Consider the following 13,022-nt stretch of genomic DNA (forward strand, 5'->3'; position numbering starts at 1 on the left):
GCTCGGAGCGGTCATCCTCGGGTGGCGCCCTGCGGCCAGACCACCTGCACCGGGGTGCCGGTGCGCTCGGCATACGCGACGACGTCGGCGGTGCCCCCGTGGCTCCGCGCGGGCTTCCCGTCCCACACGGCCAGCAGCTGGCCGGCCAAGCCGACCAGGATTTCGCTGCCTGCCATGTGCGCGGCGGAGTCCGACGTCGTCAGCCCAGTCTCGTGGACGTCGACCGCCTGCCGGAGCAGCGCGTCGTAGGTCGGGTGGTGCCAGGAGGGCAGGCCCGAGCGGTACTCCCGCGCGGGGACGACGACCTCCAGGTGGCCGCCGTGCTTCAACACCGCCTCGGCGAACCAGCTGTCCGGGCCGTCCGCGATGCACGAGACGGCGACCAGCTCGGCCGGCTCCCACTCGCGCACCGCATCGTCGAGGAGGCCGCGGACCTGCCGCTCTACGTCCTGGTCCAGCCCACGGTGGCCGGTGATTCCCACACGCATCGAATCGCCCTTTCTGTTCACAGGCAGACGCCGTGGAGGCGCTCGTCCAGGTCCCGCACGACCCGGGGCGGGGCGCCGGAGGTCAGCGACCGCCGTACTGCGCGTACCCGCTCGACGATCCGCCCGGAGCGGTACTGCAGACCGGTCTCCAGCGCCCGTCCGGCCAGCGCGAACGCCGCCTCGATCTGCCCACCGGCGAGGTGACCGGCCGCGATGTCGAGAACCAGAAGGGCGCGCTGCTTGGCGTGGCCGGTGGCCAGCGCCTCGGTGCCGTCCCCCAGCACCCACTCCGGCAGGCCCAGGCGCGCGCCGCAGGTCACCCGGCAGGCCGCCGCCTTCACCGGATCGAACCGGAAGACCCAGGGCCACGGCGGTACTTCCGCCGGCAGCGTCTCGGCCGCCGTCCGGGACGCGGTCAGTGCCCGGTCGGCGCTGCGCCGGTCGCCGCCCGCCGCGTGCGCGAGGGCCTCGACCGAGGACAGCCACGCACCGGCGACAGAAGGACGACCTGCAAGAGCTGACCGAATGGCTGCGCAGTTATCCGCCCCGTCCCCCGGACTGGGCCTGACTCGGTCCGCGATGTCGGCTGGCTCCGTCGACCAGGTGCCCCGAAAGCACCTGGTCCTGGACCCGCGCGTCGGCCTGCATCTCACCGTGCTGGCTGCGGCCGCGCAGCACGGAGCCGACCAGGGCAATGTGCGAGGCGACTGGCCGGTGGCCTCGGACGCTTTCCGCAGCACGCGCCGCAACCCTTCGCGCCGTTCATCCCACCCGGCCTCGGAACCATCGGCAGAGCGGCGTGTCGGCACCGGGTCTCCGGCTCAGATCACTGGGCGGAGACCTTGTGGACGGTGGTGTCGTCGGGGTTCAGCCTTCGCCCGTCCGCAGACAGCACTTCCAGTGCGCGGAGGTGATGTCCTTGTCGGCGGTCGACCAACTGTGAGTGTGGTTCGCCGGGGGCGAAGAAGTTCTGTTCGCCCCATTGCCGCAGTGCCACGATGACGGGGAAGAGCGCCTTGCCCTTCGGAGTCAGTACGTACTCGCGGTAGGCGCTGCCGTCCGAGGCGGGGACAGATTCGAGGACACCGCCGGCGACCAGGGTGCGCAGACGCGCGGTGAGGATGTTCTTCGCCACGCCGAGGCTGCGCTGGAACTCCCCGAAGCGCCGGCTTCCGTCGAAGGCGTCCCGCACGATCAGCAGGGACCACCAGTCGCCGATCGCGTCCACCGACCGGGCGACGGGGCATTCGCTGTTGTCGAAGCGCGTCCTGGTCACCATGGCGTCCCTCACTCTCACGACGGTTGCAACATGCTACCAAACAAGTTACCGTCGCCATTGGTAGCAAGATGAAACCAGGTGTGGAGGAGTGCTGATGCCCGGCAACGGTGAGGCTGTGACACGACGGACCGATGCCCGAAGCGGGGAAGGTTCCGCGTTCGTCCTGTCCCGTGGCGTCGTCATACTGTTCGCCGTTGCCTGCGGGGCCGCTGTGGCCAACGTCTACTTCTCCCAGCCGCTCCTGGTGACCATGGGCCACGACCTCGCCATGAGCCCGGCACTTGTCGGCAGCGTGGTCACCCTCACGCATGTCGGATACGGGCTGGGACTCTTCTTCCTCGTGCCGCTGGGCGACGTGGCCGACCGCAGACGGCTCATCGTGGCCCAGTTGCTGCTCCTGGTGGTGGCGCTGACCGTGGTAGCCGCCGCCCACACGGCGGCGATCCTGCTCGCGGGCATGGCCGCGATGGGGCTTCTCGCGGTCGTCACGCAGACGCTGGTGGCCTTCGCGGCATCACTGGCCCCTCCCGCCGGGCGCGGACGGGTCGTCGGTCTGGTCACCAGCGGCGTGGTCATCGGAATCCTGCTCGCCCGCACCGCATCCGGCCTCATGGCCGATCTCGCGGGCTGGCGCTCCGTCTACCTCGCCTCGGCGTCGCTCACCGCTCTGCTCGCCCTGGTCCTGTACCGAGTGCTGCCGCGCCACAGTGACGCTCCGCCGACAACCCTGCGCTACGGACAGCTCCTGCGCTCCACGATCACCCTGTTCGCACGGGAACGACTGCTGCGGCTCCGGGCCCTGTTCGGTCTGCTGATCTTCGCCGCCTTCAGCACCCTGTGGAGCAGCGTCGCGCTGCCGCTCAGCGAGGCCCCGTACTTCCTGCCCCACAGCGCGATCGGGGCGCTGGGGCTGATCGGTGTCGCTGGCGCCCTGGCCGCGACCGTGGCGGGCCGCCTGAACGACCGCGGACTCTCCCGGCGGACCACCGGCATCGCCCTGGCACTGCTCGCCGCCTCGTGGCTGCCCTTGGCCTTCACCCGCAGCTCGCTCTGGGCCCTGGTCGTCGGGGTGATCCTTCTCGACCTCGCCGTGCAGGCGGTCCATGTCACCAACCAAACCCTGATCTACGCGCTGCACCCGGACGCGGGCAGCCGGCTGATCGGCGGATACATGGTCTTCTACTCGACCGGCAGCGCCACCGGCGCCATCGCCGCGACCTCCCTCTACACGGTGGCCGGCTGGGGCGCCGTATGCGCACTGGGTGCCGCGTTCAGCTGCCTCGGGCTCGTGCTGTGGGCGTTCACACGACACAGCGCCCCGGACCCCGCCACCAAGATGACCTCTCGCAGCGAAGCCTGAGCGTTCTCGCCGAACGTTGAGTAACGGGCGCGCCGCAGGTCAGAGGACAGTGCGGCCCCTTCAGGGAGTGGCGACACGGCCAGCGCATGTTGCTGGAGCCGTAGCGTTGAGCAGCCAACGGACCGCCTCGTCCGTGAAGTTCCAGGGTCAGCGCAGGGGCGTTCAGCTCACTACGGCAGGCGGACATGTACCGGAGAGTGACGGGTCTATCCGCGGCCTGTCGCGGTAAATGCGCGGTTTACCGCGACGGTCGGTCAGGTCTCTGACCATGCCAGTTGCTCACAGTTTTCTGCTGGCGGCAGCTATACGAGCACCGGGCCGTGTTCGTAGATTCGTCCCACGGTGCCTTGCCGGCATCAGCCAGCCCAGGGCACGCCACGACCGCCTCCGACGGGTTCGGCATGCCCGCGAGCGCGGCGGCCTCGTCCCCCGTCAGCTCGCCCGCCGCGTCCAGCGCTTCGGCCACGGCCAACACTGCCACCCAGTTCCGATCGAGGACTTGCTCGACCTGGTCTCCGAGTTCGGCGTAGTTCATCAGTACGGTTCCCTCATCTGTGGTCCCGAGCCACGCCTCCAGCTCGGGGATGGCCTGCTGGCGGTCGCCCAGGGCGCCCAGCTCTGCAGCCCATCCGCGATCTTCCGTCCACAAGCCGTTCTCCCGGAGCCAGCGCTGCTCGGCCCGCTCCCCGGCTCCCCACATCTTGATCACGGACGAACGCAACAGCTCATAGGGACCGGGGGTCGTCGTCCCCTCGAACTCTGCTCTCAGTCCACAGCCGATGTCCCCCTCCGACTCCGAGACGCTGACGGACTTGATGTGCATCCCGGATTCCAGGGCCACTACGGTGTGGCCGGCCTCGTGCACGCAGACGGCCCTGCGGTAGGTAGCGTGGTCGAGCGCCGGGGTGTGGTGGTGGCAGCACCAAAGATCCGGCTCACGGTGCCGTGTATAAAGTTCCCGCCCGTCCTTGAGGGTCGTCGGGTAGAAGACGATCATGTTCGATGCTTCGGGAGACGGAGTGTTCACCGCGTCTGACTCCTGCCTGTTACCTCGTGGATGAGGCGGAGGGTGGGCGTACGAGCGGATCAGCGTACGAGCTGACGCGACGCCGAGAGTGCCCAGACAAAGCCTTCCCGAACCATTCCGGCTTCTTTGAATGGAATTGGCGGCCCGTCAGGTTGCAGGACTGTCGCACTACGCCCGAATCGGGCATGCCAAAGAGGTTGGCTTTTCACCATTCAGCTTGGTGCCGCACGGGGCCATGGCCAGTTGCAGGGGACCAGCGGCAGGTGAAGTATGGGTGGTATGCGACCTGGCGCTGTCCGTCCATTTTCAGGGCCGGCTGCCACGAGTTGTCGCCGTTTCAAATTGCTGAGCCCCCGAGAGGCAAAGCACATCGCATTAAACGCCTGCATTACGCGCACAGGGACATCCTCATGATTACCACTGCCCGGCGGAGAACTCACCGGATTATTTGCGCATCTTGCATCAGCGCTGGGATCCTCATCTCCGCAGGAGCCACCACCGCTATGGCAGCCTCCGAGTCGCCCCCAGACATATCGGTCCAGCTGCCAGCCCAGCAGGATCCGAACTCCTCGGGAGGCAACGATCAGACTTCCGGCGGCTCCGCTTCTTCGACTTCCCCCAACAACAGCGGAAGCGACACAAGTTCGGGCACCGACACCACCCACCAGGGCACCAACACCACCCCCAACGGCACCACGGACAACGGCGGCGGGATCAATACGGGAAACCAGCCCAGTGACACCGTCAAGCAACCTGGTAACGGTACTGGCGGGATAACAGGTCAACGCGTATGCGAGAAGGCGGGAGGGCTTTGGGCCGACACTCCGAGCGGCGGCTACTGCGGCAAGACGGGCACGATCCAAGGAAATCAACAGAACAACCCGGCCGCTGACCAGGGTCAGATCAATGTGCCGCCGGCAGCGGAGCAGGTAGGTAAATGCGTCGAAAAACTGTATCCGCTCACGGGGGCGCTGAACGACGCTTACCAGGTCACGTCGTGGACCAACACGATGCAAGCGTGGGTGAAGAATTCCCAAACCGGCGAGACCATGAAATTGGTAGCCAGCGCCGCCGAAAGAACCCCAGACCTAACTGAAAACACCCCAGGTCCAGGAAAAATAGTTACCTGCGGCCGAGCCATCTGGATGGTTGGCGAGCAGGTGGTGAAGAATCCGCAGACAGTGGGGCAGGTCCTGGCGGATATCAAGAAGAGGACCGAGCAACTCCTCAAGAACTCCGCTTCGGAGACACCTGCAGCTGCGTACAACTTCGCTTGCGCCCAAGCGGATCGATTCAAAGAGGCCTTCCCCTCCCTTCCTGCGCAGCTTAATTGCACGTAGGGAGGAAGCCGGCCGGTCAACTCCCGCCACGGGGGGCGACGGTGCCCTACAGCACTCCGATCAGGGTGTTGTCCTCCCACCCGTCGCCGTCCTCGAAGTAGCCCTCCATGGCGGCGGAGTTGTCGGCCCATCCGCCCTGCTTGGCGATCTCCTTGCGGTCGTTTCCGGCGCGCTTGGAGCTGGTGGCCAGGCCCCGGCGGGGTGAGTGGCCGGTGGGCCTGAAGTTGAGGTCGGCCCATTTGTCGAGCCGGGTGATGACGTCGCCGATGGTCTCCGGGTCGAGGCCGCCGTCCATGACGGTGTGTCAGCGCGGGTGCAGGGGCCGGTAGGCGAAGCCGTCCGGGCCGGTGAGGCCGGCCTCCTCCTTCCAGGCGCGCCAGGCGCGGACCGGGACCTCAAGGACTACTGGACGTTCCTGGCCCGCCGTGGCCTGGACTGGCGTGAGGTCCGCCTGGAGGACCTGGGTGAGTACGTCGTCTGGCTGCAGCTGCCGCCGTCGGGTCGCAAGGGGCAGATCGCGGTGCTGCCCTCGGTGGAGCCGCACGTCAGCGCGTCCACGGTCAACCGCAAGCTGTCGGCGCTGTCCGCGTTCTACGCCCACCAGTTGCGCCACGGTGTCAGCATGGTGTTGTGCTGGCGAGGCGCTGCGCCGGGACGGTGGGAGCACGGCGAACACCAGCACGACCTTGGTGCTGGTGCAGCGGTTAACGCTAACGCGCGGTACCCCGTTGTGCTGGTATGACTCAGGCGATTCCGACCCGTGCGGCGCGTGGTTGCCCCCGAGTTGAGCCCCTGTCATCGGACGATCCTGCCCCAGTGCAGAGCCTCAACTACCTACACGTGGTTCACGTCAGTGCCACTCGTCGTACGCAACGAGCACAGCCTTGATCCCGTCTTCCCAGCTCGCGAAGAACCCCCGGATCTTCGTGAGCGACACCGCCTGCTCCGTACGCACACCGTCCATCACGTAAGGGTTGCAGAAATTGCCCGACGTCCCGGTCCCGACCACCTGCCCCACCCTGGTGAACCCGCAGTCTTTCGGGTTCGGGTCGGTACACACGAAGACGAAGACGTCCACTCCGCCAGGCATCTCGTCGGGTGAGACGAGGAACAAGCCCCGCTTTTTCACCTCATCCCGCACACGACGATCGATCTTCGACACGTCCAAGAACGCCATTGCCCCGCTCCGTCCGGCTTGCCAGGGCCACCCCAGTAGTGACCGATGACAGTCTGAGCGGCGAGGGGGAATGGCGACAACGAGACAGCTTCAAGTTGGCTTGAAAGCAGGAACAGTGACACGATGCTCGGCTCCTCGCCCGGGAGGAGCCGCAGATCCCCGTCCTGCCCATGCCGGCCCCGGTCTCGCGGGATTGAGGCCCGCGATTCGTGGACGGAGAGTGGCCAATGTGCCATGTTCCGGGAATCCGCCCGGCGGCGGCCCGGGAATCGGGACATGGCGTGGGCCCGCGCCACGGGCCGATTCCCGGGCCCGGGTGCTACGCCGGAGCTGTGGTTGCCGCCCCCTGCGGGGTGCGCGGGCCGGGCACCGTGGCCCGGATGGACAGGTCCGGATCGAGGCGGCTGTTCATGTCCAGCTCGAACCGGCCGTACGGATTCACGTGGGTCCAGAACAGCGGCGACGGCGCCCGCCGGTCTGCGTCGGTGAGCTTGTCCGCCCACTTCGGATCGGCCAGGACCTCCTGCATCAGCAGTGTGTTGACGTGCACCAGTGCGGACTGGAGCAGGTGCAGCGCGAGCATGCTGACCTCCTGGGACTCCTTGTCCGAACCGGCCAGGTCGCTGTCCTTGCCGTAGAAGAGGTCCTTGTTCGCGGAGTTCCAGTTCTCCACCACCTGCAATCCCTCGTGGATCTCCTGGCGATCTCGACGTCGGCGAGGTAGTCGCAGACAAACGAGGTCCGCACCGCCCGTCCAAGTTCTTCGATCGCCCGGTACGTCGGGTGCTTGGGGCCGCCGCGGGTGAACCGGCGCAGGACCTGCTCAGCCTCGGCGGTGCCCAGGCGCAGGGCGGTGGTGTACTTCACGATCTGGTCGTACTGCTGGGCGATCAGGTCCCAGTCGATCGTCTTGGTGGAGAGGACCGGGCCCAGGTTCGGCCAGTTGTCGTCCTCCCTGGCGGCCGGCCGGTACAGCTTCGCGGAGCCGATGTTCTTCAGCCTCGGCATCAGCTTGAAGTCGAGCATGTGCGCGAAGGCGAACCCGACGATGGACGCGCCGTGGGTGTCGGTGTACTGCCGGTCGACGTCCACCGACCGGACGAACTGGCCCGACGTCATCCGCGGCACCCTCAGCGACGCTGAACGCCTTGAGCAACTCACCGATGACCTGCTCCTGCTCGCCGACCTTGACAACCGCACACCGCCCATCACCCACCCCGTCGAACTGGGAGCCCTGACCCGAAAGGCAGCCACACAGGCCCGCCGGCACGCCCCCACCCATGTCCAGATTGACTGCCCAGCCGGGGACAACGTCACCGTCCGCGGCGATGCCCGGCAACTGGAACGACTCCTGCGCAATCTCGTCGACAACGCCGTGCGCCACGCCCGCACCCGAGTCCTGATCACCGTCTCCACGCACGACGCCACCGCCCTGATCGAAGTATGTGACGACGGGCCTGGCATTCCGGCCGAGCACCGCGAAAGGATCTTTGAGCGCTTCACCCGCCTCGACGCCTCCCGCAACCGCACCAGCGGCGGTACCGGCCTCGGCCTGGCCATCGCCCGCGAAATCGCCCACCGCCACCGCGGCGCCCTCACCCTCAACGACCCCGCGCCCGCTGGCGGAGCCCACTTCGTCGCCGAACTTCCTCTCACCCCCGACACTGCCACCGCGCCCAGCACGGCATCCGGGGCACCCGGTCAACCGCCCTCCGACGGGACACCTGCGTTCGACGACAGAACCTGGCGGAGCTCCGGTCTCAGGCAAGCCGGGCGAGCGAGACCGGGACGGAGCCGTTTCTGGCGCGGCGCGGTTGGCCAACGCCGACCAGTGAGCTCCGCCCTGTGGGAACCGGTGCCGCCGTGGGGCCGGGTGGCGGCCGCCGCGCCGGCTCCGGTCCACCGGCCATGGCCGGTCACAGGACGTCGTGTGCCGTGCGGCGGTAGGTGGAGCGGCGGTCGTCGATGTCGGTCCAGCGGTCGCCGTAGGCGTTCTGGGTGATGCCGGGATCGCATGCGATGTTGTGTGGGAAACCCAGCGGACCTGGCTGGTCGAGCCGGGCCAGGCGTCTGTGTCGAGCTCGACGTCGAGGGCGGCGAGGTTGTCGGCCAGCCCGACGTCGGCCGTCCCCCTGCGGATCTTGTGGCCGCTGGCGTGCGCGCCTCGACGGCGCCGACGACCCCTCGGCCTCAGCCAGCGATATCGCGAGTAACCTCGCTGATGTCGCGGTTGCCGAGGGGTGACCCAGCACCGATGTCTGGGCCGCTTCCCCTCGCACTCCTCGCAGGCGGTGGCGGTGCCGGCCATCATCGCGCGGTCGGTGTACAGGACGTCGGCGCCGGGGCACGGGACAGACGCCCTCAAAGTGGCGCTGAACAGCGCCGTCTTGACATCGTTGGCCTTCGCGAACGCCTTGTGGATCGGGTCGGGGACCCCGGTGTACGTCGCCGGGTTGCTCCGCGACCGTTACCGGCTTCGTCGTAGAAGGGGGAGCGGCAGACGTGGCAGCGCAGCGGTTGTGATCACCCTGCTCGCGCACTCCTTGAGTAGGAGGTCCCTCCCCCCCCCCCGCGGCTGACGGCCACGTTGGGCGGGACCGTACTGCGGGTGAACATTTCCTGGTCAACGCCGACATAGATTCTGGTGTGCCCACCGCCCGGGCGGCCCATACACGAACCGCACACTGCAGCGGAGACCGGCGGTGCCCGAGTGCCGCACGTCCCCTTGCCACCTCACACGAAGGTCGTCATCTCGTCATGCACACCGTTCTCGCAGGTCAGCATCACCTCCTAGCTCTCTCCGGCCGCGCCTTGAGCCTCACGGGCGCCGGCATACTGATCGCTCTGTCGGCCGCCTACGTCGTGCTGTTCGTCGGTGCTCTGGTCAGCATCGTGAGGGCTCGGATGGATGGCGGAATGAAGCTGGTCCGGCTGGTGTTCGCCTTCGTCGCGCCCTTCCTGGGAAGCCTGCTGTGGTTCCTGATCGGCCGGCGTCGACTCACCCCGCGCCAGAACACTTGATCACCCTGCGCCAGCGGGCCGCAGGGCGCGCGCCCCTAGCTGGCCCCGGCCCTGCTGAGAGGGGTTAGGGGAAGGCGTAGCCGAGGAGGGACTCCCTGGTGTGGCCTTCGCAGTCGGCGGCGCTGGAGACGAGGTGGTCTCCGCTGGACGGGATGTAGCAGCGGTAGAGGGGTACGGAGTCGGTCACCTGGGTGGTGTGGAGGTAGCCGACGGGGCCCATGGGGAACTGGCCTTCGCAGCCGGGGTCGCGGGTCAGCAGCGTGTGGCCGCCAACCTTGCATTCGTAGAGCATGGTGGTGCCGGGTGCCTGGTGGCGCAGCAGCTTCCAGTTCTGCTCCTGGGTGAAGCCGGGCGGCAGCAGCCGGGAGGAGGCGATGTGTCCCCGGTCGGGGTTGTAGCCCCGGCGCAGCAGGGTGTAGGGCAGGTGCTCGAAGCCGCAGGAGAGTTGGGGTGAGGTCAGGTCGTTGCGGTTGGCCAGGGCCCAGGTGGACCAAGCGGGTTTGGCCGAGCCGTCCTGCCGCCGGAGGCCGAGCCTGAGGCCGCCCTCGCCGGGGTCGTCCTGCATCCGGTGGTAGATGTAGCTCTCGATGTCCGGCGTGCCGAGCACGTTGCGGAAGGAGTCGCACACGGCTGCGGCCTGCTGCGACTCGTTGGACTGATCTCCGGAGTTGATGCCGCTCTCGGTGAGCTGGATCGTCCAGGCGGAGGGCGTGTCCGGGAACTGCTGGCGCAGCCAGCCCACCACCACGCCGATGTTGCCATAGGTGACCTTGGGGAAGTCATCGGTGGAGAGGGCGGGCTTGAACAGGTCTGGGGCGTAAGGGTGGAAGGCGACCCGCCACTGACGTGATCCTGCCCGGGCGGCCAGGCCCTTGAGCACGGTCATGCCGGACAGTGTCGCGTCGTTGCCGGATGGCTGGTCGTAGGCCGTACCGAAGCGGTGCTCCAGCGAGGTCAGTACCTTGGCGGTGGGCTGCTGGGCGGTGATGCGGTCGTAGGCGGCGTTGTAGTTGGCGGCGATCTGATCGAGCCATTGCGTGGTGTCGCAGGGTTTTCCTCGGCCGCAGCCGATGTTGAACCAGGTGTTGGTGTTGACCTCGTTGTCGATCACGAAGTCGGCGATCCGGCCGTGCCCGTGGAGTCCGTCGTAACGTTGGGCCAGCATTCCGGCGAATCGTCCGAAGTCGGCCGGATTGTCAGGTACGCAGAACACTTCGTAGCCGGGTGGGGGATCGCAAGGACTGCCTTGGCGGGCCCAGGTGGGCGTGCCGTAGACGATGGCGGTGACCACCAGGCCCCGGTCGGTCCACTCCTTAATGGCCGAGTCCACCTCGGGCCGGATGGTGAAGCAGTGACCGTCGAATTCCTGCTCACCGGCGGTGCAGGGTGCTGTTGTGGCGCTTGGCTCCCAGGCCGCCCAGACGAGGTTCATGGACACGCCGCCGGCGTTGTTGCCGGAGATCTCGTCCTTGTTGGGCCAGAAGTCCGGCTGGATGCCCTTGATGCGGTAGTCGGAGCGCGTCGGGTACGGCAGCGGGGCCCGCTCGGCACCGGCAGTGGGCTGGAGAGCCTCAGGAAGGACAAGGGCGGAGACGAGTAGCACGAGGGCCGCGAGATACCGGGCTGCTCTGGCCATGATTCTCCTCAGCGTGTGGTGTCGTGGTGAACCGTCCCGTCCGCCGGGCATCTGCCGCAGGTGCAGTGTGCGGTGCGGGTGTACGGCTGCGGTATGCCGCCGCGCTGTGCACTGTGCGACGGCGGTGACCCCGGTCGGTTCAGCGGATGAAGTCGATCTCCGGGTAATGGTGTGAGGGGCCGTCGAGGAGGTGGCTGTGCCGGTGGCGCAGGTGCTTGTCGAAGAAGGCCGCGAGGTAGGTGCGTTGGACCTCGATGGAGCGGTTGGGGTCGATCGTGCCGAGTATCTGGGCAAGTTGGGGCGGGGTCAGCCCGAATGCGCCCGGTGCCTGGGGGAAGAGGACCTGGTGGTCGACGAAGGAGTTGTGCCCGGAGCCGCGCAGTTTCAGGTCGAGCCGCTCGCCGTGCAGGTGCTTCCAGAACCGTGCCCAGCTCCGATCGCTGTTGCGGTTGTGGTGTTCGGAACTGAACAGCATGAAGGGGCGGTCAAGCGGCTTGTCGACCGACGATCCGAAGAGCTGGCCGTCCAGGTTCACGCCGGCGTCGATCCTGGAGTCCGCATGCATGGCCGCGGCCACTGACCCTCCACCGAGGGAAGCGCCGAACATCCCGATGTGTTTCGTGCTCGCGGCTTGGGCCAGCCCGTGGGGGAGCGGCTTGTGTTCCACGTCCGGGTTGTGGCCGCGGGCGATCTTGCCCAGCTGGTCGATGACGAAGTGGGTGTCCGCTGCCCGTATGGCGATCGTGTGGCGCGATTTGGAGCCGGGCGGCATCAAGTTCACCTCATGCCGCCCGCCGGGGAACACCACGTCGCCGGAATCGTGGGTGTGGTCGATGGTGACGACCAAGTAGCCGCGGCTGGCCAGGTCCTGAACCAGTGCAGTCGACTGGCCCCGGTGCCCGTGCAGCCCGGGTGAGTACAGCACCACCGGCAGCTTGCCGGCTTTGCGGTCAACCGGGGCGCCGGTGTGCCCGGCAGTGGTGGGCAGGGTCACCCCGCCCGGCAGTACCTGCTGGCTGACCGGCAGCTGTGCGGCGGGATAGTGACTGGTATGCGTGGCCGGGTACCACAGCGAGACCATCAACTCACGTTGCTGCCCGGGCATCCACGGATCCATGCGTGACGAGTCGCGCAGGTGGAGGTCGACCGTTCCGACACGGTAGCGCCCGGTCGGGGCGGGGAGAGTCAGCTGGCCCGGGGCCGGCGGCACGTCCAACGCCGCCGCCTGGTGCGGGGCTTGCGCCACGTCGTCCAATGCCGCCGCCGCGGTCATGGGCGTACCGGCGCTCTTCCCGGCGGCGGCAGCCGACCCGACTCCGGCACTCAGGGCAACGGCCAGTGCTCCTGTGGTGCCGGCGACCCGTGCGCCCAACCGGCGATGGCGCCTTCGTGCATGTTTCCCCATGGGCAGTCCTTCTCCTTGAGACGAACGCCGCCTCAACGACGATCAGTTGATGCTCATCGTAATAGGTGATTCGCCGCAGCAAAGCCCAAGGTCCTTGTCTATACGGAGAGTTCTTATTACCGCACAGTTGACTTACCTTTCCGTCTGTTTTCAGAAACGGCACCGCACAGAAGAAGCCAACCGCCAGGTGACTGTCAGTATCAAGGCGCCATACTCAGTGCGACGTCATGAATTGCGCAAACGTGCCCAAGTTCCTGCAATTTGTTGGGTCAGCGAGAGGTTCTGTGGC

Annotated in this window: 13 protein-coding genes and 1 pseudogene; 5 read left to right on the forward strand and 9 right to left on the reverse strand. The window is 67.5% G+C overall.

Features of this window, described 5'->3' with window-relative positions:
• Positions 1–11: 11 nt before the first annotated feature.
• The 3 genes from KI385_RS43320 to KI385_RS43330 are packed head-to-tail and all read right to left on the reverse strand — an operon-like array spanning position 12 to position 1,767.
• On the reverse strand, positions 12–488 hold the full coding sequence (locus KI385_RS43320) for a hypothetical protein (protein ID WP_238577451.1): 477 nt from the start codon (positions 486–488) through the stop codon (positions 12–14).
• 17 nt (positions 489–505) lie between these two features.
• Complete coding sequence (locus KI385_RS44915; protein ID WP_483439811.1) at positions 506–1,297, reverse strand: NsdA family TPR-like regulatory protein; 792 nt, start codon at positions 1,295–1,297, stop codon at positions 506–508.
• A gap of 17 nt (positions 1,298–1,314) precedes the next feature.
• Entirely contained in the window at positions 1,315–1,767 is a 453-nt protein-coding gene (locus KI385_RS43330; protein ID WP_238577453.1) for a winged helix-turn-helix transcriptional regulator, read from the reverse strand.
• A 94-nt stretch (positions 1,768–1,861) separates the two neighbouring features.
• On the opposite strand from KI385_RS43330, the gene KI385_RS43335 reads away from it, so the two are divergent.
• On the forward strand, positions 1,862–3,127 hold the full coding sequence (locus KI385_RS43335) for an MFS transporter (protein WP_238577454.1): 1,266 nt from the start codon (positions 1,862–1,864) through the stop codon (positions 3,125–3,127).
• Between the two features lie 238 nt (positions 3,128–3,365).
• Here KI385_RS43335 and KI385_RS43340 read toward each other — a convergent pair whose 3' ends face one another.
• Positions 3,366–4,124 carry a hypothetical protein gene (locus KI385_RS43340; protein ID WP_238577455.1) on the reverse strand — a complete coding sequence of 253 codons (759 nt, stop codon included), beginning with the start codon at positions 4,122–4,124 and terminating at the stop codon, positions 3,366–3,368.
• A 533-nt stretch (positions 4,125–4,657) separates the two neighbouring features.
• Between KI385_RS43340 and KI385_RS43345 the strand changes: the two genes are divergently transcribed.
• Positions 4,658–5,494, forward strand: coding sequence for a hypothetical protein (locus tag KI385_RS43345; protein ID WP_238577456.1), 837 nt, complete (start codon positions 4,658–4,660; stop codon positions 5,492–5,494).
• 46 nt (positions 5,495–5,540) lie between these two features.
• Here the strand turns inward: KI385_RS43345 and KI385_RS43350 are convergent, their stop codons facing one another.
• Positions 5,541–5,789 (reverse strand): site-specific integrase, encoded by a 249-nt coding sequence (locus KI385_RS43350; RefSeq protein WP_238577458.1) that lies wholly within the window; start codon positions 5,787–5,789, stop codon positions 5,541–5,543.
• Positions 5,790–5,795: 6 nt separating this feature from the next.
• Here KI385_RS43350 and KI385_RS43355 point away from each other — a divergent pair, with 6 nt between their 5' ends.
• Positions 5,796–6,236 (forward strand): site-specific integrase, encoded by a 441-nt coding sequence (locus tag KI385_RS43355; RefSeq protein WP_238577459.1) that lies wholly within the window; start codon positions 5,796–5,798, stop codon positions 6,234–6,236.
• A 108-nt stretch (positions 6,237–6,344) separates the two neighbouring features.
• On the opposite strand, the gene KI385_RS43360 is transcribed toward KI385_RS43355, so the two are convergent.
• The gene (locus KI385_RS43360) at positions 6,345–6,671 is read right to left on the reverse strand and encodes a hypothetical protein (protein ID WP_238577460.1); all 327 of its coding nucleotides are present in this window, start codon (positions 6,669–6,671) and stop codon (positions 6,345–6,347) included.
• Positions 6,672–6,990: 319 nt separating this feature from the next.
• Positions 6,991–7,790: pseudogene (locus tag KI385_RS44875) on the reverse strand (Tn3 family transposase).
• Here KI385_RS44875 and KI385_RS43375 point away from each other — a divergent pair.
• A complete protein-coding gene (locus KI385_RS43375; RefSeq protein ID WP_238577462.1) occupies positions 7,720–8,673 on the forward strand; it encodes a sensor histidine kinase in 954 nt (317 codons plus the stop codon). The pseudogene KI385_RS44875 and the gene KI385_RS43375 sit on opposite strands and share 71 nt — an antisense overlap.
• Positions 8,674–9,428: 755 nt before the next feature.
• Complete coding sequence (locus tag KI385_RS43390) at positions 9,429–9,692, forward strand: PLD nuclease N-terminal domain-containing protein (RefSeq protein ID WP_238577463.1); 264 nt, start codon at positions 9,429–9,431, stop codon at positions 9,690–9,692.
• A 64-nt stretch (positions 9,693–9,756) separates the two neighbouring features.
• On the opposite strand, the gene KI385_RS43395 is transcribed toward KI385_RS43390, so the two are convergent.
• Both KI385_RS43395 and KI385_RS43400 read right to left on the reverse strand, forming a co-directional pair.
• Entirely contained in the window at positions 9,757–11,328 is a 1,572-nt protein-coding gene (locus KI385_RS43395) for a DUF5722 domain-containing protein (protein ID WP_238577464.1), read from the reverse strand.
• Positions 11,329–11,467: 139 nt separating this feature from the next.
• Entirely contained in the window at positions 11,468–12,733 is a 1,266-nt protein-coding gene (locus KI385_RS43400) for an alpha/beta hydrolase family protein (protein WP_238577465.1), read from the reverse strand.
• Positions 12,734–13,022 lie beyond the last annotated feature (289 nt).

The organism is Streptomyces inhibens, assembly GCF_022221585.1.
Lineage (GTDB): Bacteria > Actinomycetota > Actinomycetes > Streptomycetales > Streptomycetaceae > Streptomyces > Streptomyces inhibens.

Coding starts and splice junctions, on each gene's coding strand:
- KI385_RS43335 (WP_238577454.1), top strand. CDS start 1,862: ATGCCCGGCAACGGTGAGGCTGTGACACGACGGACCGATGCCCGAAGC.
- KI385_RS43395 (WP_238577464.1), bottom strand. CDS start 11,328: ATGGCCAGAGCAGCCCGGTATCTCGCGGCCCTCGTGCTACTCGTCTCC.
- KI385_RS43345 (WP_238577456.1), top strand. CDS start 4,658: ATGGCAGCCTCCGAGTCGCCCCCAGACATATCGGTCCAGCTGCCAGCC.
- KI385_RS43340 (WP_238577455.1), bottom strand. CDS start 4,124: ATGATCGTCTTCTACCCGACGACCCTCAAGGACGGGCGGGAACTTTAT.
- KI385_RS43330 (WP_238577453.1), bottom strand. CDS start 1,767: ATGGTGACCAGGACGCGCTTCGACAACAGCGAATGCCCCGTCGCCCGG.
- KI385_RS43375 (WP_238577462.1), top strand. CDS start 7,720: ATGGACGCGCCGTGGGTGTCGGTGTACTGCCGGTCGACGTCCACCGAC.
- KI385_RS43400 (WP_238577465.1), bottom strand. CDS start 12,733: ATGGGGAAACATGCACGAAGGCGCCATCGCCGGTTGGGCGCACGGGTC.
- KI385_RS43360 (WP_238577460.1), bottom strand. CDS start 6,671: ATGGCGTTCTTGGACGTGTCGAAGATCGATCGTCGTGTGCGGGATGAG.
- KI385_RS43350 (WP_238577458.1), bottom strand. CDS start 5,789: ATGGACGGCGGCCTCGACCCGGAGACCATCGGCGACGTCATCACCCGG.
- KI385_RS43320 (WP_238577451.1), bottom strand. CDS start 488: ATGCGTGTGGGAATCACCGGCCACCGTGGGCTGGACCAGGACGTAGAG.
- KI385_RS43390 (WP_238577463.1), top strand. CDS start 9,429: ATGCACACCGTTCTCGCAGGTCAGCATCACCTCCTAGCTCTCTCCGGC.